Raw genomic sequence first — 21,417 nt, forward strand, 5'->3', positions numbered from 1 at the left:
GCACGATTCATCTCACAATACTAGGAGTAGGAAAGGCGATGAACTCATTATGATTTTTAGCGAACGTTTAAAAAAAGAACGGGAAAAAGAAACTGTTCACAAAATGATCTTGCAGAGAAGATTCATGTGAGTCGCCAATCTGTGTCCAAATGGGAAACGGGAAAAAATTATCCAAGTATTGAAGTACTCATTAATCTAAGTGATTTATTTCAGATTACGGTAGATGAATTATTAAGGAGTGACGAGGAATTGAAAGAAAAAATAATACGGGAAAGTAAGCAGTTAGCATTTCCTAATTGGAAAATGTTTTTGATATCGTGTTACTAATAGGAGCACTTTTATTAGTGTCCAAATTAATTATTTTTGGTCTTAACAAATTTGATGGCACGGATATTACCATTTTAAAAAGCATGCCGTTGTATCTAATTTTTTACCATTAGCTTTGATGGTTATTGGCGGTATCTGTACAGATTATTTGAAGGATAAATATGTAGATTAAAAATATTCTCTTCTAAAAAGGGATAGTGATTCAAGTGAATGAAAACCTTTTGGTAAACTGATCATAAAAGAACAGAACCTTTGAATTTCAGGTTCTGTTCTATTTATTATTTGAACTTTTGCACTTCTTCATTTCCCTCGAATTTGTTATCTTTCAATATGCCAATTTCTTCAATATGATTTCGTGCCGTTTCATCCCCTAATTTATAAATGAGGGCATAAAGCCTTTTCATGGCTGCATCGTATTTATCATTTGCCCGGTCATGATGATAGAGAAGGTAGGGCACATGTGATCGGGCATATGCCTCCAGGTCATCTTTTCGGTGTTCCTCCAAGCATTGTTTCAATTCTGCAAGTTCCTCATCAGTTGCGTGCACCGTGAAACTCGGATTCTCTTCAAGTTTTTGTCCGAGTACGTCACCGCTGACCAAATCGACATGGTAGGTATGTTTTTCCTGTATCATTCTGCACATCACCCTTTCCGGCATTTATCTATTCTGTACCACTATTTGTAAAAAAATATTCATGAAAGTAAACATTTCCTTAATGAAAAAGATAGGAAGTAAAGGTATCGGACTCCTTATCAAATGGTTTAAGATGGATTTACAGAATAATATGGTAAATGGAGTGGTGATATAGTGAAGAGGTCAATCATGGTTGTTTTTTTTGTGTTGATTGCTTCAGGCTGCGTAACAAGGAATTATGATTCCAATATGGATTTAGGGAAAAGTCAGTTGAATGAGGAAAATTATTTAGAAGCCCACGAGGCATTTGAATTAGCTTATAAAGAAGCAAAAACACCTAAATCAAGGGAGTTAATGGATCTTTCAGGTTTGCTGGCGAGTGGAATGAAGAAATACGACGAACAGGATTTTGAATCGGCCAAAAAAGATTTTGAAGAAGCAACCGCATATAAAGCAAAATACCGGGAAGGTAAACAACTGGTTTCAAAGGCGGCGGAAATGCACCCGGTATCAGACTCCGCCACGATAGAAGCAGTAGTGGGAAATGATGAAGTGAAATCCACGGAGGAAACAACCGAGGAAGGATCCAAAGCAGAAGATGAGGCGGCAACGGATACAAAAGGCAAAGAAGGAAGCAAGGATTCGGATCGTTCATTAAGTAAATCTCAGGCGGAGAAGCTTGTGAGGGATTACGTGGATATGGAAAACTTTCCGCAATTGCAAATCGAATATGATCATGATGCCGAAAAGGGAGATTATATTTTTCATGTTTTCGAGGTAGAGGAACCTATTCAGAAAAGCGGACACAAAACCACTTGGGGCTGGTATGGTGTGAATAAGGAGACCAAAGAAGTTTATGAAGTCATGTAAGGATAACTGAATGGTCGAATGGGAGGCCCCTGTTGTGGCCTTTTTATTTTGTTGTGCGGCAACATACAGGATTCGATAAAATTTTATGATTTTTTGTTAAAGGATAGCCGAATTCTTTATTTTCTTAAGGATTTTTTAATAATTCCTGTTTATGATTGAGGCAAGTAAAGGACAATCATAGGAGGGATAAAGATGGAGAATTATAATGGTGAGGATCAAGTCAGAATCAAGGCAGAACGGAAAAAGGGTAAGTCTCTCTGGATAACTAGCCTTGTTTCCGGAACGGTTGCTTCTATGGTTACATCATCTGTATTTCTATTTGGCGGAGACTTTATAGATCAAGGGAAAAGTTCAGTGAATGAGTCAACCGAAACGGCAGGTGTACAGCAAACGGACAGTGTTGAAAAGGATAAAAATGTCACGGCGGAAAAGTTATCGACAAGTACGGATTCAAATGATAGGGCAGAGATGGTCGAATCAGCATCCAAATCGATTGTAGGGGTCGTGAATTTACAGGAGATGCAAAGCCAGAACCCGTACCAGCGGCAAAGCACGGAGAGCGAAACGGTTGAGAGCGGAACTGGCTCAGGGGTCATTTATAAAAAAGCTGATGGGAAAGCCTATATCATCACGAACAATCATGTTATTGAAGGAGCTAAGGAAGTCGAAATTTCATTGTATGACGGACAAAAGGCAACGGCAGCTGTTGTCGGGGCCGATGCTTTGACGGATTTAGCGGTTTTGACAATTGATGCCTCGAAAGCACCAGAGGGAATTAAATTCGGGAATTCTGATAGCATGCGTCCAGGTGAAGAAGTATTGGCAATTGGCAACCCACTTGGACTTGATTTTTCAAGATCGGTTACACAAGGAATCGTCAGTGCCAACGGACGCACCATTTCAGTCGATACCTCGGACGGGGAGTGGGCACTTGATGTCCTTCAAACCGATGCAGCGATCAACCCTGGCAATAGCGGCGGTGCATTGATCAACACCGCTGGGGAAGTGATCGGCATAAACAGTCTGAAGATTTCTGAAAACGGTGTGGAAGGCTTAGGGTTTGCCATACCAAGTAATGATGTGATTCCGATTGTTACGGAACTGATTGAAAATGGAAAAATCACACGTCCATATTTAGGAGTCAGCTTGGCCAGTATGGAAGAACTGCCGCAATATTACATTCAAAATGTTCCTGAAGCCGTAAAGTCCGGTGTAATGGTGACGAGTATAGAAGCGGGATCGGCTGCGGCGAATGGAGGGCTAAAGCAACAGGATATCATTGTTGAGATTGATGGAACGAAAATAAATACTTCCGCAGCATTAAGGAAATACTTATATACAGATAAGAAAATCGGCGATAAAGTAAAAATTAAAGTATACCGAGGTACTGAAGAGAAAACGGTAACGATAACCTTGCAAAAACCATAGAAAGAGGTAAGGCCCCTGATCATTCATCAGGGGCCTTTTATTTAGAAGTTTTTAATAGTAAACACAAGGTTAATATCGGAAAAATAGGTAGTGCATTTGCACCTTTTTTCGAATTCTTCATATAGTCTTTAATACCTAAAAGTTAATAGTGGCGTGTTCTATTTGTCAAGGTTTCCATTGTGAATATGTTAAAATATAGAAAAGATTTGACAAATTTGTGAAATGTCATAAAATAGAAAGAAAGGGGATGAAATTATGGAAGCTAATCAGAAGATGTTAGATGCAGTGAAATGGGTATCGGGCACAGGTTGTGTAATCGGAATTATTATTTTTGCTTTAAGTTTCATTGTAAGCGATTACAATAAAGATTATATATTTACCTCCGTTGGAATCGCCATCACACTAAGTGCAGCTGCAATTTTTCTAGTTGGTATATTTTTTGTCCTGACAGAAGAAATGGTAATGAAAACACATAAAGGTGAAAGAATTGTACCGGAAACGACTAAAATCATAAAAATGAAGTCAAAGGCTAACACTCAAACAAAAAGAAGTACAGAATTCAGTAACTAAAACGAGGAATATAGCATAATGAGCATTCTATCATCAGATTTACTAACATTGGATGAACGCCTGTCTAAAGAATTTGAGTCAAAGTGATCCGAATGATTGAATGCGCTTTCATTATGTGGAGTACTTGGATTAATTATCAGTTGGTTACTTTTTAATTCAATACAATATACTGCACTCGTTATGTATCAAAAATATGACCAACCCTTTCATTTAATGGAATACACACGATGTGCTCGGGTATCCAAACCGAACTGCCCGAACGCAGGAAGTTCTAACTTTAAACTTTGAACTATATCCACGAGAAAAGGACATTTTTTAAAAGTCCTTTTTTTGTGTTTTTTTTTGCACTTTTACTTGAAGTTTCATTCAATGAGGAAGTGTGGGTTACAAAGGCGGAGTTTATTGAACAACCAAATGTCCTTTTCTGTAATTCAGTCCTGTCCTGCTGACCGATAAACATCACTAGTTGCAACAAGTTTGACCGACCCCTGAATTATTTCACTCATGACTACTGGTAAACGGCTGGTTAGGAAAACTGAAAGGGCAATAAGTATTACGAGGAGAAAAAACCCAATTTACCCACTCGTTGTTTCCTTATATACATATAATATTGGCCAGTGTTGGATCAATAGAGTTTGGAAGCATGGATTCAACATCATATCCAATGCGGCTACCATTTACCAACTTCCCTGCCCGAGTGTAAAAAATCAGTTTTAAATCATGTTTCCAACGATAAATACCTACTTGACAGGATAGGTAATATCATTCATATTCTTGAGGGAGGTTGAGGCAATAAACACGGAGAATATAATGTGAAATTTTCATTTCATTATATTAGAGTAATAATAAATGGATAGTGGACCGGTAATATATACAATCCTGTACTGATAAGTGAATTTCCATAGGTATGCTATTAAACAATTATTATATTTCATTTGCTGAAGATTTTCGAACATTTCCGTTCATTTACCATCTTCTTACTGCTCTTTATTGAACTTTATGTGACAGATGTCACTTTGTATTGTCTTTTTTTAGACTTGGGATTAATATTGGTATGTCGGGGTTTGTGAACATGGTAACACTTTGTCCGAATAATTACCAATTGGAATTTTATTATGTAAGAAAGGGGTAGTACTATGAAAATAAAATGGGCTCTATTAACTATACTTTTTACTATTGCCACTGTGCTAACCGGTTGCGATAACCCATTAATGGTCTTGGACCCTAAAGGGCCAGTAGCTGCAACACAAGCAGATGTTATTATGATTTCGATATGGACAATGGCCTTTGTCGTCCTTGTCGTTATGGTACTGTATATCTTCATGATAATGAAATATCGTGCTTCCAAACAACGTGATGATTATGAACCGCCTCATATTGAAGGAAGTAAGGTTCTTGAAATAATTTGGGTTGCGATCCCAATTATAATCGTCGCTTTCCTATCCGTTGTTACTGTTAAAACAACAAATGAAGTTGAGGCAACACCTAAAGGATACGGAGATCAAGAACCTTTAGTTATTTACGCTTCATCTTCCAACTGGAAGTGGCATTTTAGTTATCCGGAAGAAGATATCGAAACGGTCAACTATCTGTTTATACCGACTAACCGACCAATCGAATTTAAACTTTACTCATTCGGTCCAATCTCAAGTTTCTGGATTCCGCAACTTGGAGGACAAAAATACGCGATGTCGGACATGGTTAATACGTTGCACTTAGCAGCTGATGTACCAGGTGAGTATATGGGTCGAAATTCAAACTTCAGTGGTTCAGGTTTTGCTCAGCAAACGTTCAACGTTAATGCATTGTCAGCAAAAGATTACGATAAGTGGGTAGATGAAATTAAAGCTACTGCTAAACCGATTACTGAGGAAAAATTCAATGAATTATTAAAACCTGGTCATGTGGGACAATCCACATACACTGGAACTCACTTAGAGTTTTCACCAGCTCCTGAAGGGGAAAATGCTGGTCATGACCACGGATCTTCTGATACTGAAGAACATGATTCCAAGGATTCACACGAGGAACATTCAGAACACAGCAACATGAATCACTAAGAAATAATTTCGTTCGATAAAACAACTAGGTTTACAAGATAAGGAATATTTTCCTGAAAGGAGTCACAAAAGTATGGATTACTTTGATCGATTTGCCGTACCTCATCCAAGTCCTGCGATTTATGCATCCATGGTTGCCATTGGTTTAACCATGATTGCGGTTGTTGCCGGAATTACCTATTTTAAAAAATGGGGTTACTTATGGCGTGAATGGTTAACAACGGTTGACCATAAACGTATTGGTATCATGTACATCCTGGCAGCACTGCTTATGCTTTTCCGCGGTGGCGTCGATGCTCTTATGATGCGTGCTCAAACGGCTATTCCAGATAACGGTCTTTTGGATGGACAGCATTATAATGAGGTATTTACAACACACGGGGTCGTCATGATCCTGTTCATGGCTATGCCATTTATCATTGGGTTAATGAACATTGTTACTCCATTGCAAATTGGAGCGCGTGACGTAGCATTCCCACGTCTGAACGCAGTAAGCTTCTGGTTATTCTTCATGGGGGCAATGCTATTTAACATCTCTTTCGTAGTCGGTGGTTCTCCTGATGCAGGCTGGACATCTTACTTCCCGCTGGCAAGTAACGATTTCAGTGAATCAGTCGGTTCGAACTATTACGCGATTTCACTTCAAATAGCAGGTATCGGTACATTACTGACTGGTATCAACTTTATCGTAACCATCTTGAAAATGAGAGCACCTGGCCTGAACTTAATGAAAATGCCAATGTTCACATGGTCTATCTTGATTACAAACTTCATTATCGTTTTCGCTTTCCCTGTATTGACAGTGGCACTTGCGTTGATGACAATGGATCGTCTATTCGGAACTCAATTCTTTACGATGGCCAATGGCGGTAGCGATATGCTTTGGGCAAACTTGTTCTGGGTTTGGGGACATCCTGAAGTTTATATAGTAATTCTTCCAGCTTTCGGTATTTACAGTGAAATCATTTCGACATTTGCACGTCGTAACCTGTACGGGTATAATTCGATGGTTATCTCCATGGTAGCTATTTCTACTCTATCTTTCATTGTATGGGCTCACCATTTCTATACAATGGGTCACGGTGCAATGGTTAATGGAATCTTCTCGATTACCACGATGGCAATTGCCGTACCGACTGGTGTTAAGATCTTCAACTGGCTGTTCACACTTTGGAAAGGTAAAATCGTATTTACCGTTCCAATGCTATACTCTTTAGCTTTCATTCCGATTTTCACGCTCGGTGGGGTAACAGGGGTAATGCTTGCCATGGCAAGTGCTGACTACCAATACCATAATACAATGTTCTTAGTAGCTCACTTCCATTACGTTTTAATCCCTGGTACTGTATTTGCCGTACTTGCCGGTTTCACGTACTGGTGGCCAAAAATGTTCGGTTTCATGTTGAGCGAAAAAATTGGAAAATGGTCGTTCTGGTTCATTACAATCGGCTTTAATGTAACCTTCTTCCCGATGTTCATCACTGGTTTAGATGGGCAGGCACGTCGTATGTATACGTACTCTGAATCAACAGGGTATGGTCCATTGAATATGCTCTCTTTCGTTGGAGCGATTGGCTTGGCAATAGGTTTTGCACTTATTGTGTACAATATCTATTGGAGCACTCGTTATGCATCAAGAAATATTTCAAACGATCCATGGGATGCACGTTCTCTAGAGTGGGCTACACATACTCCAATCCCTGAATATAACTTTGCAGTTGTGCCAACAGTTGCTTCTACAGAAGCATTCTGGGATTCAAAGAAAAAAGGCTTTAAATTATTTGGCGGTAAAGTAGAAAAGATTCATATGCCAAATAACAGTGGCGTGCCGTTTATCATGAGCTGTATCTTCTTCGTTTGGGGCTTTGCATTGGTATTCAGCATGTGGATCATTGCAATCATTGCAACGATCGGTATCTTTGCTTGTATGATTCACCGTTCATTCGAAAAAGATCACGGACGTTATATCTCTGTTGAAGAGATCGAAGAAACTGAAAATAAATTGCGAGGTGCTAAGTAATGAAAATAGATAACTCGCTGCCACTAGAATATAGCACGGAAGAAAATCGCTTAAAGATTTTTGGATTCTGGATTTTCCTAGGAGCAGAAATAGCTCTTTTCGCTACACTGTTCGCCACTTATTTTGTCTTAGTTGGTGGTACTGGAAATGGTCCAACAGGGGAACATCTTTTTAAAGTGCCAACCCTGATGTTTCAAACAATCTTTCTTTTAACCAGTAGTTTTACCATTGGTCTTGGAATCAATGCAATGAGACTTGGCAGGCAGAAAGCAACGATTGGTTTCTTCATCATCACCCTTATTCTTGGTTTAGGCTTCTTGGGAGTCGAAATTTATGAATTCGTGGAGTATGTACATGAAGGAGCAACCATTCAAACAAGTGCTTTCTTATCTAGTTTGTTTACATTACTAGGTACGCATGGAGCTCACGTTACACTTGGTTTATTCTGGGGAACCTTCATCATCATGCAGATCAAAAAGCGCGGTATGACTCCAGAAACAACAAACAAGGCTTTCATCTTTTCACTTTACTGGCATTTCTTGGACGTTGTCTGGATTTTCATCTTCAGTTTCGTCTACCTGAAAGGAATGATGTAATATGAAAGAATTATTCCCACGGGGCCAAGTTATGGGATTTGCCTTTTCACTAGTCCTGACTTTGGTCGCACTATCAGTTATTATGTTTGATCTCTCACTTAAAATGGGTGTGATCATCCTTCTTGTTACAGCTTTCATGCAAGCTGCACTTCAATTAGTTATGTTCATGCACGCAGGTGAGTCTGAAGATAAAGCATCGATTTACACAAACGTTTATTACGGATTGTTCGTTGCATTGGTTACAATTTTCGGTACAATGCTAACAATGATTTGGGGATACCAATAATCGATTCTGGAAAAGCTGGGCGTCTTGATGACGTCCAGTTTTTTTGTATGTTAATTCTTATACTGGCCTATCCATTTCATTCATGGAAGTTTGTTTAACAAGGATGTGGCTGAATCTATTTGTTTAGTATAACCATTTCACAACATTATATTTATAAATGGTGATTTTCACTTTTGAAGCATTCCCGTGTTTTTAAGTGCAATGTGTTACTGGGGTAAAACGTTAATAGAACGGACACATCAACTAAGAAAACGATCAGCCACTCTTGATATAATAAGTTATATAAGAATTAATTTATAAATGTAGCGGAGATGATGAATTGACATTGCCGGTTTTGATTGTGACAATTATCTTAAGTTTGTTAAAAATATTGGTTTCCTGTCTTCAAACAGATGCAGTTAATTGGATTATCAGTAAAATTAAAATACATTCAGAAATTAGTGGCGGGAATGCAATCGTAACCTTTGACGGAAAACGTTTGGAAGGTGAAGAAAAAACTCAAGTTATTAATTATGTTAATAGCGCTAGATTTTTGAAGGAAAATTAAATATTCCCGGGGATGAGGAATTGTTTTTACATCCAGAAAATAGTGGGACTCCATTGGTCATTGATACTAAAAGAGGCAAAAGGATGTTAGTTTATTTGTATATATTTACAGCGACCGCGTGGATGTAGTTAAACGGTACAAGAAGAAGCTCATATCTTATAGTCTGTTTTCCGATAGCCTCCAAGAACGTTCCATGCCATTAATAAGAAATTTAGTTTAATAGAACATTAAAAAGACGGTCCTTAAAAGACCGTCTTTGAGTTTGTAAACAAAAGGGTTAAAACATAGTTGATTGGAGCGGGTGTGCGGGACTCCTGCGGGAAAAGCGAGTCCGAGTCCAAGTCCAAGGGAGACACCGCGGGCGCAAAGGCACCGAGGAGGCTCCCGGACTGCCCGCGGAAAGCGAGTGCCTGGAGTGGAAATTAACGGTTAAATTGTCTGCAGCTGAGACGCGTCTTAAAAATACCTTCTTTTTTATAAGGCTTTTAATATAATTCCATTTCAAAGATATTTTTTCATTATAAAAATTCTGGTACACAAACTGGTATCTTGATTTTAGTGCCTTTTGAAAAAAACAATTAAAAGTGTTATTAAGTAGGAGGGGATTGCAAGAGGGTCGTTAATCGTGCATATGAAAAGTATTTGGGATAGTATTTAAGGGAATAAAAAAGCAGGTATCTATTGCGATGCCTGCTTTTTTATGCTTTCCATTGTTTTTCAACTTGATGAAGGGCTTGTTGTAAAATTACTTCATGATCAGTACCCGGTTTAGCAAGGACGTTAGTTTGATAAGATTTTCCTTGGAAATCAACTGTTACTGTAACTTTTACCATTATGCATCTTTCCTTTCCTAATTCAGAATTAAATGAGGTGGTTGTACCTATTTCTTTTATACCCGTAGCAGAAGGATAATCAAACATTTCAAAAGCTAAAATCGTGAGAATTAATATTCAAAATTATCTGATATTTTAAGTGAAGTGTCAACACTTTTTTTTTGACATGCCCCATTTTCAGGTTTTTTAAAAAACGACCTGGCTTGTATACATGACAGCCAGGTTGTTTTTTTAAAACGAACTATATTCATATTTTAGTTAAAATAATACCGATTAATGCTGCAAGGACACCAGCAATTTGATAGTTTTTTAGTTTTTCCTTGAATATATAACATCCAGCGAATACGACAACCAAACAGTTCAGGCTGACGACAGGGAAAATGATGCTTGCGATGCCAGTGTTCAACGCAAAGAAATAACATCCATAGCCTATCATGCTTAAAAAGCCTACTAAGGAACCGATTTTGACTTCCTTTAGCTTGATTTTTTCTTTTTTAAAGGCTAGAGCCGAAAGAAGATAAAGCATTCCGCCTCCATACATTGATACAAGGATATCAAGGGAGTTTAATTGAAGACGTGTTGATGTCGTCATAAGAATGCCGAGCACACCAAAAGATAAGATGGAGAGTAATGTGTGCATCATCCATGGGACATATTGATGATTACCTTTTGCATTAGGTGTATATTGGATGACTAATGTAGCGATAAACATGCAGGCGATTCCACTCCACTGCAAGGAAGAAATATGTTCGTGAAAAATTAAAGCTGCACAGAGAATGGGGAATATGGCATTCGCTGCGATTAATGGAGATGTCAAGCTTGCCGGACCTTTTTCAAAGGCGCTTGCCATCTGGATGTTACCATTGGCGTTCAGTACACCAATTGCTGCACCAAGCATGATGGACAGCCAGTTCAGCTGCAAACCATCCATTAATACTCCATAAACAATGGACAAAATAAAAGCTGAAAAATAAAAGAAAAATTGGATATGTATCTTGGAATACCCTTTTCCGCTGCTCCATTTAAAAATGCTGTTATTGATTCCGAAACATAAACTCGTGATGAGTGCTGCAAAAATCCACATTGACTTAATCTCTTCCTTCATGTAGGATAAACTTCTTCTACATTTTAAGCTGAATGCCCTTAGGAATCAAACCAAATTTAAAATGTATGATTGACAGATTAGATATTTTTTTCTATATTTACTATGACAATTTTAAAATATTTCCCGATAAACGGGAGAGGTTCATAGCATCACCCTCTTAAAAAAACTATGGCTTTGATATTTTTTGCGAATCAACCATATCTTTGAGGAGATATGGTTTTTGTTATATAGAGGCCCATTTTATGAATCTCCCTGAAATGTGGGATTAGGAGGACTTTTCATGTCTGGAAGAAAAGAAGAAGAATTAAAAAAAGATATCACACTGCTTGGGAATCAAGGAACAAAATATACATTCGACTATGCTCCTGAAATCCTTGAGTCATTCGATAACAAGCATCCGAACCGGGACTATTTCGTCAAATTCAATTGCCCGGAATTCACTAGTTTATGTCCAATCACGGGCCAGCCGGACTTTGCTACCATTTACATCAGCTATATTCCCAGTGTGAAAATGGTGGAAAGTAAGTCTTTGAAACTCTACTTATTCAGCTTCCGCAATCATGGTGATTTCCATGAAGACTGCATGAACATCATCATGAATGATTTAATCGAATTGATGGACCCTAAATATATTGAAGTCTGGGGCAAGTTTACACCTAGGGGCGGAATTTCCATCGACCCTTACACGAATTATGGGAAACCAGGTACGAAGTATGAGGAAATGGCGAATTACCGCTTGATGAATCATGACTTATACCCGGAAACCGTGGATAATCGCTAAAGAATAGGAGGGACAATGGGCATATGCCCGTTGTCTTTTTTTAGTTTATAGCTAATTTCGATCAGTGGTTCTGTCATTCTGTCCTTTTTAAGAGTACAAATGTCCTCCCATAATGGAATTTCCACTTGATTGTTTCGAGAAAAAGCGTAATAATAGGGAGAGTTAATTTTGACAGAATATTTACGAAAATAGGGGATGTCGAGATGAAAGTTGCAAAGTTTGGTGGAAGTTCACTTGCGTCAGGTGATCAGTTGAGGAAGGTATTCGAAATTGTTGTTTCTGATCCAGAGAGGAAGATTGTGGTCGTTTCTGCTCCAGGAAAACGCAATTCCGATGATATAAAGGTGACGGATTTATTGATTGAAGCTGCGGAACAGCAGCTGCGCGGGGATAACGGAGAGCATTTGATAGAAGATGTTGTATCCCGCTATGCGAGCATTGCTGAAGAGTTGGATATATCCGAGAGTGTAATCACAGGGATTCATGAAAATTTAATGGCGCTGCTGCATGCAGATCAAACGAACCCAAAGCGCTATCTGGATGCCTTGAAGGCAGGTGGCGAGGATAATAATGCGAAGCTGGTCGCAGGTTATTTCCAAAGCCTTGGAGTGGAGGCACAGTATATCAATCCGAAGAAGGCAGGCTTGATCGTAACGGATGAAGGTGGATTTACCAGGGTGCTGCCAGAGTCTTATGATCGGTTATATGCTCTGCGTGATGAGCCGGGAATCGTTGTATTCCCAGGATTCTTCGGATATACGTTAGATGGTGATGTGTTAACCTTCTCAAGAAGCGGTTCCGATATTACGGGTTCGATTCTTGCTAATGGGGTCAAAGCTGATTTGTATGAGAACTTTACGGACGTGGATGCCGTTTATGCGGTGAATCCAAATGTGGTTTCCAATCCGAAGGGAATCCGGGAACTAACCTATCGTGAGATGCGTGAGCTTTCTTATGCAGGTTTCTCGGTATTTCATGATGAGGCGCTGATTCCTGCATTCCGGGCGGGAATACCTGTCCATATCCAGAATACGAACAATCCGGCGGCACAAGGGACCCGCATTGTGAATACACGGGATAATACGAACGGGCCTGTTATTGGGATTGCAAGTGATAAAGGATTTTGCAGTATTTACATTAGCAAATATTTGATGAACCGGGAAGTTGGTTTTGGCCGGAAACTGCTGCACATCCTCGAGGATTATGGAGTTTCATATGAGCATATTCCATCAGGCATCGATGATGTGACGCTTATTCTAAGGCAGGACCAGATGAAAGGGGATACCGAAAAGAAAATCATTTCCCGAATCAAGAAAGAGCTTCATGCCGATGAAGTGAATGTGGAACATGATCTTGCCTTGATCATGGTTGTAGGGGAAGGAATGCGCCATAATGTCGGTACAACGGCAAGAGCGTCAAAAGCCTTGGCTGAAGCAAAGGTGAATATTGAGATGATCAATCAAGGCTCTTCGGAGGTAAGCATGATGTTCGGTGTGAAAGGGCACAACGAAGAGACGGCAATTCAGGCATTATATCACGAGTTCTTTTGAGTATGAGCGTTTAGGGACCTCCTTTTAGAAGGGGGTTTTTTGTGATTGATCTTTTAATCACTATACATACGCTGGATTTTTTTCTTGGTAGTGGCAATGACCGTGGGGATAATCATTCCAAGCTAACAGACGCGCTGCAGGGTTCAGAGCGTCTGTTTCAGGTGGCTAAAGCAATAGGAGGAGAACGGAGTTGACGCTCTTGAAACGGATAAAAAGGGACGTCCAACCCCATACATATCTTACACCAAATTATAAATGAAATAGATGTCAATGGCACATCAAGTTTACGAGCCAAATGATTCACTGGCACCAATTGATTTAAGTAATTACTTCAAGTTGATCTTGCTGAATAGAATCATGTTTAAAAAGCATCCTTATCACCTGGTTAAATACTTCTATATAATACAAAAAAATGTAGGAATAAGTTCTATCTATATGTGATTGGAGTGTAAGGCACGAGACTCCTGCGGGAAAAACGAGTGCCTGGAGCGGAAATCAACATTCAAATTGTAAAAAGCCATAAAAAAACTGTAGAAAACCCGGTTTTCATCGAGTTTGTCTACAGTCTGAGCCTCCAACTGGAAGATTGGAGGCCTTCCTTTTATGTTAGTCCATGACGGTCAGGAGTTGATCGATCGCGTTCCTTGGACGAGGGGCAGGAATCATATCGGGATAGCCAACGTGAAGGCTGCCGACGATCTTCTCGCCTGGTTTCACGCCCAAAGCTTCACGAAACTCCATGCTGTGTATCATGCCGTATGTTTCCCATATCATCCCGATTCCCTGTTCCCAGGCAAGCAGGCTGAAATTCTGGATCAAGGCACTTGTAGCCGCATAATCTTCTTCACGTGTACTGGGATTCGGATTCTCTTCCATAATCACTGCGACAAACATCGGTACACCTATGAGTTTATTATATCCTCGCTGTCCGGCTGCTTTTTTCTTTTCAGGGTCCTTCTCTTTGCCTTCCATGAATGCACGTGTTGCTTCTGCGAGTTTTAAACGGCTATCACCATGCACCACGACGAAGCGCCATGGCTGGGTCATTTTATGGTTCGGTGCCCATGTCGAAGTTTCCAATAATGATTGGATGGTATCAATAGGAACAGGAATGTCCTTAAATCGTTTGATGCTGCGCCGTTCTTTAATGATATCTTCTAGTTTCATGATCATCCTGCTCCTTTAATCATATATGTAAGTTTAATAGTTGAAAAAAAATAATCCCCGGCTGCCTAATATGCTTCCAATGTGAATAAATTACTTGAATAAAGAGGGGGCAATATTCTAGTGACTTGCATTCGCTAATGAGCATATAATTTTACTAGGCACAGAGAAGCCGGGGCGACATTGTATCTATGTACAATATCAAAAGGGTACGATAAGAGAATATCGTAATTGCTTATCAAATTTCAGAGATCGATAATGAAATTGAAAATCATTATCAATTAGAATTTTCGCTTATTTCCTGTTATTTGTCAAGGGTATTTATAAAAAAAAATTAAGATATTTACCAATGCTTTAAAACAGTTAAAATCTTTTAAAAAATCTGTATAAAAATGTATAATGAGAGGATGAAAAGATGCTATTTACATACGGAGAATCGAAGGTGTCATAGATGAAAAAATTGTCCTCATTTCTTAAGCCATACTGGCTTTTGATCATTCTTGCTTTATCTTTAATGATTGTCGAGCTCGGGGTAGAGCTATTACAACCTCTATTTATAGCAAAAATCATTGATGATGGCATTTTGCAGAAAGATTTATCGGTGGTGATTAAATGGGGAAGTGTCATGGTTGGACTTTCCGTTTTTTCATTTCTTGGCGGGATCGTTAATTCATTTACGGCATCACATGTAAGTCAAAGCTTTGGACATGATGTCAGGACAAGCCTTTTTGGTAAAATACAGGCGTTTTCTTTTGCGAACTTGAATAATATCCCGACTTCCTCGTTGATCACAAGGATGACGAATGATGTGACCCAACTTCAAAATACGGTTTTTATGGGCTTGCGTATCATGGCAAGGGCGCCGTTGATCGTAATCGGCGGAGCGATCATGGCTATTGCGGTCGATTTGAAATTATCCCTTGTATTGGTCATTTCAATTCCGGTTCTTGTTTTCTTCTTGGGATGGGTTATGAAACGGGCGGCTAAGCTGTTTAAGCTCGTCCAGAAAAAACTCGATAATGTCAACGGAGTCATGAGGGAAAACCTGATAGGCATGCGCTTGATCAAAGCTTTTCTTCGTAAGGAGCATGAAATCGGCCGATTTGACGATGCGAATGAAGAGTTGAAAAGAAAGACTGTGTCTTCCCTTCGTTTAATTGAAACGACGATGCCTGTGCTGATGCTTGTCATGAATATGGCGATTCTGATCATTCTCTGGCTTGGAAGTGAATTTATAACAACGGGAGATATACAGGTAGGGGAAGTTGTGGCGATTGTCAACTATGCCACGAGGATAGCGGCATCTCTTTCCGTTTTTTCATGGCTGATCATGGTCATTTCCCGTGCAAAGGCTTCAGCGGAACGTGTGACGGAAATATTTGAAACCCCGATAGATATTGATGAAGGTAAAGCGGCAAGCAAGAGTGGGGCCGTCAATGGGGGAGGCATTAAGTTTCTGGATGTATCTTTCCGCTATCCTGGAACCGAAACCCCGATATTGAAAAACCTGACCTTCTCCATCGATCCGGGAGAATCGCTTGCCATCATAGGAGCGACAGGATCAGGGAAGACATCACTGTTTCAGCTGATTCCGAGATTATATGAAGTTGAAAGCGGCTCCATTCAAATTGATGGCCAAGATCTGAAAGATATTCCCTTGAATTCGCTGCGGAACAGGATTGGCTATGTACCGCAAGAGGCCCTGCTTTTTTCGGGGACCATAAAAAATAATGTCGCTTGGGGAAAAGAGGGTGCCTCGATGGAGGAAATCATGGGTGCGGCCATGCATGCTCAGGTCCATGAGACCGTAATGAAACTTCCGAAGCAATATGAAACCCAGTTAGGGCAAAAAGGAGTGAATCTGTCTGGAGGGCAAAAACAGCGCTTATCGATTGCAAGAGCATTGGTGCGTAAACCGAAGATTCTCCTTCTGGATGATAGTACAAGTGCGCTGGATTTGAAGACGGAAAGTAAATTGCTTGCCGCTTTAAAGGACTATACATGCACAACGCTCATCATTACACAAAAAATCAGTACAGCCATGGAGGCTGACAAAATCTTGTTGCTGGAAAGCGGTCAAGTCCTTGCGCTGGGGAAACATCAGGATTTGATGCAAACAAGCGATCTTTATCGAAAAATCGTTCGCTCACAGTTTGGGGAGGAGGGGATTTCGCTTGAGTCGAAGAATATCTCCCGATAAGGCAAAGTCTAAACCGGTCAACTCCTGGAATACGGTAAAAAGGATCATTCCCTACTTGGCAACGAATAAAAGCCTGCTATTATGTGTCCTTTTCATGGTACTGATAAGCTCGGTTTTGGGATTGCTTGGCCCCTTTCTTGTTGGGATGGCCATTGATGATTATATTGTCACAAGAGATAGCGGGGGGCTTATCAGCCTTCTTTTAGGGCTTCTCGGAGTCTACATATTTTATTCCCTATCCATGTGGCTTCAGAATTATTGGATGATCGGAATTGCACAGGATACGGTTTATGCGATGCGCAATCAACTATTCAAAAAACTTCACCAGTTGTCCATTCCCTTTTTTGATCGGCGTCAGCACGGGGAGTTGATGAGTAGGGTCACGAATGATATTGAAAATGTCAGTTCCACTTTGAATAGTTCCGTCATCCAGATCTTTTCAAGTGTGCTGACACTTGTCGGGACGATCGGAGTCATGCTGTATTTGAGCCCTTTATTAACTATTCTAACCTTATTCATCGTTCCTCTCATGTTCTTCGGTCTGAGGTGGATAACGAACAGGACGGGAAAGCTGTTTAAAGCACAGCAGAAGAACCTTGGAGAACTGAATGGGTTTATAGAAGAAACGATTTCCGGACAACGGATCGTAAAGGCTTTTTCACAGGAAGATAAAGTGATCCGTGATTTTATCATCCGGAGTGAAAATTTAAAGAAAGCCGGATTCCTATCACAATCATACTCAGGGCTGATTCCAAAACTGATGAATTTACTGAACAACTTAAGTTTCACGGTAATAGCCGCTGTCGGAGGGTTTTTGGCGCTGAATGGCATAGGTACGGTTTCCATCGGGGTCATTGTCATTTTCACCGAGTACTCAAGGCAATTCACCCGTCCGCTCAATGACCTGGCTAACCAATTCAATACACTCCTCTCAGCTGTTGCCGGTGCTGAACGGGTTTTCGCCATACTTGATGAAAAAGAAGAAGAAGTGGATGAGAAACAGGCTTCTGAACTTCGTGAAGTCCGCGGTGAGGTGGACTTTGAGGGTGTTTCCTTTTCGTATAATAATGAAGAGCAAACGATATATGATGTTAGTTTCCATGCAAAAAAAGGGGAGACCATCGCGCTTGTAGGTCCCACGGGGGCAGGTAAGACCACGATCATTAATCTTCTTGCCCGTTTTTACGAGCCGAACAGCGGCCGGATATTGATTGACGGCCAGGATATCCAACAGGTGATGAGGTCCAGCCTCCGTAAGCATATGGGCTTCGTTTTACAGGATTCCTTCTTGTTTCAAGGTACGATTCGTGAAAATATCCGCTACGGCCGGCTGGAGGCAGAAGATGAAGAAGTGGTGAATGCAGCCAAGCTTGCCAATGCCCATTCCTTTATCATGAAACTGCCAGATCAATACGATACCATCTTGAATCAAGATGGCAGTGGAATAAGTCAGGGGCAGCGCCAGCTATTATCGATTGCAAGGGCTATTTTAGCGGATCCCGTTTTATTGATTTTGGATGAAGCGACAAGTAGCATAGATACGATAACCGAGCTTAAAATTCAGGAAGCATTACACCGCTTGATGGAGGGAAGGACAAGTTTTGTCATTGCCCACAGATTGAATACAATTCAGCAAAGTGATCAAATCCTCGTACTTGATGAAGGAAGGATCATTGAAAAAGGATCCCATGATGAATTGTTGCGGCAGAGGGGTTTTTATTACGATTTAAACCGCAGCTCATTAAGGGAAAATCAAATAGGATAAAGAAAAATGTGTGCCATCCGGCGCACATTTTTTGTGTTGGTCCCATAATGAGCATCATAAACCTGGAGATCGCATCCCGTACATTTAATGATGAACCCTATAAAAATGCGTTCACACAATACGATTTTTATAAAGCATTGAAATCATTGATTCCACCAAAGTGGGAAAAGAGGGAATTATCGACAAAATAATGGAAAATACTTTACAAATTGACTAAATTGCTATTGCTAAAAAACCTTACGGTAACATATAATTCAGAATATATATAAAATTCTTTAAATTTAATGGGTAGGGGGAAAATACAGCCCTGGCCCCTTATAAATGAAGGTTTTTTATAGTTGTACACTAGATCGATAGAGAGGAGATGGAAAAAATTGAAAGCGCTTAAGTCTGTTATTCTTTGGGGGATCATATCTGCATTGGGTGCGGTGAGTTTTGGTTTCGTCGCGCTAAACCGGGGGGAAAGCATCAATGCCATGTGGATTGTTACTGCGGCACTCTGTGTTTATTCAATTGCATACCGCTTTTATAGTAAATTCATTGCACGGAAAGTGTTTGAGCTAGATGACAATCGCCAGACTCCATCGGAAGCGAATAATGATGGGAAAGATTATGTACCTACAAACAAATGGGTGTTGTTTGGCCACCACTTTGCAGCAATTGCCGGAGCCGGACCTCTCGTAGGCCCCATCCTTGCAGCTCAGATGGGATATTTGCCAGGGACGCTATGGCTTGTAGTCGGAGTTGTTTTGGCTGGTGCCGTACAGGATTTCATCATTCTTTTCGGTTCGATGCGCCGTAACGGCAAATCTTTGGGAGAAATGATCAAAGAGGAGATTGGACCGATTACAGGCTTGATAGCGATGGTCGGTATCCTCGGTATCATGATCATTTTACTGGCGGTACTTGCCCTGGTTGTCGTAAAAGCGCTGGTGGGCAGTCCGTGGGGAATGTTCACGATTGCCTCGACCATACCGATTGCAGTCCTTATGGGCATTTACATGCGTTATATAAGGCCGGGACGGGTTGGTGAAGGGTCGATTATCGGAATCATACTTTTGATGCTCGCGTTATATTTCGGCCGTTTTGTAGCCGAGAGCGCAACATTGGCGCCGATGTTCACTTTCGACGGGGAAACGATTGCCATCATGTTGATTGTCTATGGTTTCGTTGCTTCCGTTTTGCCAGTATGGATGTTATTGGCACCGCGTGATTATTTAAGTACATTCTTGAAAATCGGTACGATCATCGGACTTGCACTAGGCATCTTTATTGTCATGCCGAGCCTTGAAATGCCTGCCGTCACTCAATTCATCGATGGAACGGGACCTGTATTTTCCGGAAATTTATTCCCGTTCCTATTCATTACGATCGCTTGTGGAGCGGTATCGGGATTCCATGCACTCGTTTCCTCAGGTACGACTCCTAAAATGATTGAACGCGAATCGCATGCACGTCCAATCGGATACGGGGCGATGTTGACTGAATCCTTTGTAGCCATCATGGCGATGATTGCCGCCTGTGTATTGACGCCAGGTATCTATTTTGCCATTAACAGCCCGGGGGCCGTTGTGGGAACGGAACCAGCGCAAGTGGCTGCAACGATATCAGATTGGGGTTTCCTTGTGACACCTGAGATGATTACCGGCCTTGCAGACGATGTTGGGGAAGAGACCATTATATCCCGTACTGGAGGAGCTCCAACCTTTGCAATCGGCATGGCCCATATCTTCTCGCAAGTGATTGGGGGGGCGTCCCTGATGGCGTTCTGGTATCATTTCGCGATACTGTTCGAGGCATTGTTCATATTGACCACCATTGATGCAGGAACCAGGGTGGGACGTTTTATGATACAGGATATCATCGGCACCTTTTATAAACCATTTGCTGAAACGAATAAATGGCTGCCCAATATAATTGCGACTGCCATTTGTGTAATTGGTTGGGGGTACTTCCTTTATCAAGGGGTCATTGATCCTCTTGGCGGAATCAATACCCTTTGGCCATTGTTTGGAATCGCGAATCAGATGCTTTCCGCCATTGCGTTGCTGCTTGGGACGACGGTCCTTTTCAAAATGGGCAAAAAAGCGTACACATGGGTCACTCTTGTGCCCACTACATTCTTGTTGATAGTGACCATGACGGCAGGGTGGCAAAAGCTGTTCCACGAAAACCCGGCAATTGGCTTTTTAGCACATAAGGATAAATTTAAAGCGGCTTATGATAGTGGGGAAGTTCTTGCTCCGGCAGCCAATCTGGCCGAGATGAAGCGGGTCATCGTCAATGATTATGTGGATGCTGCCCTATGTGCCATCTTCATGATCGTGGTGATCACGGTCCTGATTTCTGCCATTAGGTTATGGATAAAAGTCTTGAAGAACCAGAAAATAGATTTACATGAAACGCCTTATGTATCAAGGTCGTCATAAGGGAGGGAAAGCGATGTTGAAAAGAATAATTACAATTCTCAGCTACAGAAAGCAATTCGTCAGTTTGCTCGTCGGCGTGCCAAGTTATGATACGTATGTGTCACATATGAGAAAGCATCATCCTGAAGATCCCGTGAAAACCAGGAAAGAATTTTTCTGCGAAGCCCAGGATGAACGGTATAACGCAAAGGGTGGGAAAGTGTCTCGTTGCTGTTAATGAATATTTATTGAAGGGCCCTCAATAGGAGGGC

The 21,417-nt window shown here is 40.8% G+C and carries 18 protein-coding genes, 2 pseudogenes and 1 riboswitch; of the genes and pseudogenes, 16 read left to right on the plus strand and 4 right to left on the minus strand.

The features are described from left to right. Window positions 1-49: 49 nt before the first annotated feature. Window positions 50-499: pseudogene (locus NYE65_RS15380) on the plus strand (helix-turn-helix domain-containing protein). Between the two features lie 106 nt (window positions 500-605). On the opposite strand, the gene NYE65_RS15385 reads toward NYE65_RS15380, so the two are convergent. Continuing rightward, a complete protein-coding gene (locus tag NYE65_RS15385) occupies window positions 606-962 on the minus strand; it encodes a hypothetical protein (RefSeq protein ID WP_057278572.1) in 357 nt (118 codons plus the stop codon). 189 nt (window positions 963-1,151) lie between these two features. Here NYE65_RS15385 and NYE65_RS15390 point away from each other — a divergent pair, with 189 nt between their 5' ends. The 8 genes and pseudogenes from NYE65_RS15390 to NYE65_RS15425 all read left to right on the plus strand — a co-directional run bounded on the left by NYE65_RS15390 (window position 1,152) and on the right by NYE65_RS15425 (window position 9,559). Then, on the plus strand, window positions 1,152-1,832 hold the full coding sequence (locus tag NYE65_RS15390) for a hypothetical protein (RefSeq protein WP_340861187.1): 681 nt from the start codon (window positions 1,152-1,154) through the stop codon (window positions 1,830-1,832). A 192-nt stretch (window positions 1,833-2,024) separates the two neighbouring features. Next, a complete protein-coding gene (locus tag NYE65_RS15395; RefSeq protein WP_340861188.1) occupies window positions 2,025-3,260 on the plus strand; it encodes a S1C family serine protease in 1,236 nt (411 codons plus the stop codon). A gap of 255 nt (window positions 3,261-3,515) precedes the next feature. Continuing rightward, window positions 3,516-3,830 (plus strand): hypothetical protein, encoded by a 315-nt coding sequence (locus NYE65_RS15400; protein ID WP_057278575.1) that lies wholly within the window; start codon window positions 3,516-3,518, stop codon window positions 3,828-3,830. A 1,136-nt stretch (window positions 3,831-4,966) separates the two neighbouring features. Beyond that, entirely contained in the window at window positions 4,967-5,890 is a 924-nt protein-coding gene (gene qoxA / locus NYE65_RS15405; protein ID WP_034305893.1) for a cytochrome aa3 quinol oxidase subunit II, read from the plus strand. Between the two features lie 73 nt (window positions 5,891-5,963). Then, on the plus strand, window positions 5,964-7,910 hold the full coding sequence (qoxB, locus tag NYE65_RS15410; RefSeq protein WP_340861189.1) for a cytochrome aa3 quinol oxidase subunit I: 1,947 nt from the start codon (window positions 5,964-5,966) through the stop codon (window positions 7,908-7,910). Next, window positions 7,910-8,506 carry a cytochrome aa3 quinol oxidase subunit III gene (gene qoxC / locus NYE65_RS15415; RefSeq protein ID WP_264640188.1) on the plus strand — a complete coding sequence of 199 codons (597 nt, stop codon included), beginning with the start codon at window positions 7,910-7,912 and terminating at the stop codon, window positions 8,504-8,506. The genes qoxB and qoxC overlap by 1 nt, the downstream gene beginning before the upstream one ends. Window position 8,507: 1 nt before the next feature. Continuing rightward, window positions 8,508-8,792: a cytochrome aa3 quinol oxidase subunit IV gene (qoxD, locus tag NYE65_RS15420; RefSeq protein WP_034305888.1), complete on the plus strand. Its 285-nt coding sequence runs from the start codon at window positions 8,508-8,510 to the stop codon at window positions 8,790-8,792. Between the two features lie 319 nt (window positions 8,793-9,111). Continuing rightward, window positions 9,112-9,559, plus strand: a pseudogene (locus tag NYE65_RS15425) (YfmQ family protein). A 478-nt stretch (window positions 9,560-10,037) separates the two neighbouring features. On the opposite strand, the gene NYE65_RS15430 reads toward NYE65_RS15425, so the two are convergent. Continuing rightward, on the minus strand, window positions 10,038-10,172 hold the full coding sequence (locus NYE65_RS15430; RefSeq protein ID WP_034305885.1) for a BA3454 family stress response protein: 135 nt from the start codon (window positions 10,170-10,172) through the stop codon (window positions 10,038-10,040). 247 nt (window positions 10,173-10,419) lie between these two features. Further along, window positions 10,420-11,277 carry an EamA family transporter gene (locus NYE65_RS15435; RefSeq protein ID WP_230134444.1) on the minus strand — a complete coding sequence of 286 codons (858 nt, stop codon included), beginning with the start codon at window positions 11,275-11,277 and terminating at the stop codon, window positions 10,420-10,422. 130 nt (window positions 11,278-11,407) lie between these two features. Then, a riboswitch (PreQ1 riboswitch) is annotated at window positions 11,408-11,453 on the plus strand. 104 nt (window positions 11,454-11,557) lie between these two features. On the opposite strand from NYE65_RS15435, the gene queF reads away from it, so the two are divergent. The 3 genes from queF (at window position 11,558) to NYE65_RS15450 (ending at window position 13,802) form a co-directional block, all read left to right on the plus strand. Then, window positions 11,558-12,058 (plus strand): preQ(1) synthase, encoded by a 501-nt coding sequence (queF, locus tag NYE65_RS15440; RefSeq protein ID WP_034305880.1) that lies wholly within the window; start codon window positions 11,558-11,560, stop codon window positions 12,056-12,058. Between the two features lie 203 nt (window positions 12,059-12,261). Beyond that, window positions 12,262-13,608 carry an aspartate kinase gene (locus tag NYE65_RS15445; RefSeq protein ID WP_328176688.1) on the plus strand — a complete coding sequence of 449 codons (1,347 nt, stop codon included), beginning with the start codon at window positions 12,262-12,264 and terminating at the stop codon, window positions 13,606-13,608. 41 nt (window positions 13,609-13,649) lie between these two features. Next, entirely contained in the window at window positions 13,650-13,802 is a 153-nt protein-coding gene (locus tag NYE65_RS15450) for a hypothetical protein (RefSeq protein ID WP_328176687.1), read from the plus strand. Between the two features lie 412 nt (window positions 13,803-14,214). Here NYE65_RS15450 and NYE65_RS15455 read toward each other — a convergent pair whose 3' ends face one another. Continuing rightward, window positions 14,215-14,775, minus strand: coding sequence for a nitroreductase family protein (locus NYE65_RS15455; protein WP_328176686.1), 561 nt, complete (start codon window positions 14,773-14,775; stop codon window positions 14,215-14,217). A gap of 448 nt (window positions 14,776-15,223) precedes the next feature. Between NYE65_RS15455 and NYE65_RS15460 the strand changes: the two genes are divergently transcribed. From NYE65_RS15460 to NYE65_RS15475, 4 genes are all read left to right on the plus strand, one after another. Further along, the gene (locus NYE65_RS15460) at window positions 15,224-16,972 is read left to right on the plus strand and encodes an ABC transporter ATP-binding protein (RefSeq protein WP_328176685.1); all 1,749 of its coding nucleotides are present in this window, start codon (window positions 15,224-15,226) and stop codon (window positions 16,970-16,972) included. Continuing rightward, window positions 16,947-18,737 (plus strand): ABC transporter ATP-binding protein, encoded by a 1,791-nt coding sequence (locus NYE65_RS15465; RefSeq protein WP_340861190.1) that lies wholly within the window; start codon window positions 16,947-16,949, stop codon window positions 18,735-18,737. The genes NYE65_RS15460 and NYE65_RS15465 overlap by 26 nt, the downstream gene beginning before the upstream one ends. Window positions 18,738-19,111: 374 nt before the next feature. After that, window positions 19,112-21,166: a carbon starvation CstA family protein gene (locus NYE65_RS15470; RefSeq protein ID WP_057278586.1), complete on the plus strand. Its 2,055-nt coding sequence runs from the start codon at window positions 19,112-19,114 to the stop codon at window positions 21,164-21,166. A 13-nt stretch (window positions 21,167-21,179) separates the two neighbouring features. After that, complete coding sequence (locus NYE65_RS15475) at window positions 21,180-21,383, plus strand: YbdD/YjiX family protein (RefSeq protein ID WP_328176681.1); 204 nt, start codon at window positions 21,180-21,182, stop codon at window positions 21,381-21,383. Window positions 21,384-21,417 lie beyond the last annotated feature (34 nt).

It is taken from the genome of Peribacillus sp. FSL R5-0717 (assembly GCF_038002945.1).
Classification (GTDB): domain Bacteria; phylum Bacillota; class Bacilli; order Bacillales; family DSM-1321; genus Peribacillus; species Peribacillus frigoritolerans.

Excerpts from the sequence above, each read along its gene's own strand:
- NYE65_RS15430 (WP_034305885.1), bottom strand. The coding sequence starts at position 10,172 with ATGGTAAAAGTTACAGTAACAGTTGATTTCCAAGGAAAATCTTATCAA.
- NYE65_RS15445 (WP_328176688.1), top strand. The coding sequence starts at position 12,262 with ATGAAAGTTGCAAAGTTTGGTGGAAGTTCACTTGCGTCAGGTGATCAG.
- NYE65_RS15395 (WP_340861188.1), top strand. The coding sequence starts at position 2,025 with ATGGAGAATTATAATGGTGAGGATCAAGTCAGAATCAAGGCAGAACGG.
- NYE65_RS15385 (WP_057278572.1), bottom strand. The coding sequence starts at position 962 with ATGATACAGGAAAAACATACCTACCATGTCGATTTGGTCAGCGGTGAC.
- NYE65_RS15460 (WP_328176685.1), top strand. The coding sequence starts at position 15,224 with ATGAAAAAATTGTCCTCATTTCTTAAGCCATACTGGCTTTTGATCATT.
- qoxC (WP_264640188.1), top strand. The coding sequence starts at position 7,910 with ATGAAAATAGATAACTCGCTGCCACTAGAATATAGCACGGAAGAAAAT.
- queF (WP_034305880.1), top strand. The coding sequence starts at position 11,558 with ATGTCTGGAAGAAAAGAAGAAGAATTAAAAAAAGATATCACACTGCTT.
- NYE65_RS15390 (WP_340861187.1), top strand. The coding sequence starts at position 1,152 with ATGGTTGTTTTTTTTGTGTTGATTGCTTCAGGCTGCGTAACAAGGAAT.
- qoxB (WP_340861189.1), top strand. The coding sequence starts at position 5,964 with ATGGATTACTTTGATCGATTTGCCGTACCTCATCCAAGTCCTGCGATT.
- NYE65_RS15475 (WP_328176681.1), top strand. The coding sequence starts at position 21,180 with ATGTTGAAAAGAATAATTACAATTCTCAGCTACAGAAAGCAATTCGTC.
- NYE65_RS15455 (WP_328176686.1), bottom strand. The coding sequence starts at position 14,775 with ATGAAACTAGAAGATATCATTAAAGAACGGCGCAGCATCAAACGATTT.
- qoxD (WP_034305888.1), top strand. The coding sequence starts at position 8,508 with ATGAAAGAATTATTCCCACGGGGCCAAGTTATGGGATTTGCCTTTTCA.
- NYE65_RS15435 (WP_230134444.1), bottom strand. The coding sequence starts at position 11,277 with ATGAAGGAAGAGATTAAGTCAATGTGGATTTTTGCAGCACTCATCACG.
- NYE65_RS15400 (WP_057278575.1), top strand. The coding sequence starts at position 3,516 with ATGGAAGCTAATCAGAAGATGTTAGATGCAGTGAAATGGGTATCGGGC.
- qoxA (WP_034305893.1), top strand. The coding sequence starts at position 4,967 with ATGAAAATAAAATGGGCTCTATTAACTATACTTTTTACTATTGCCACT.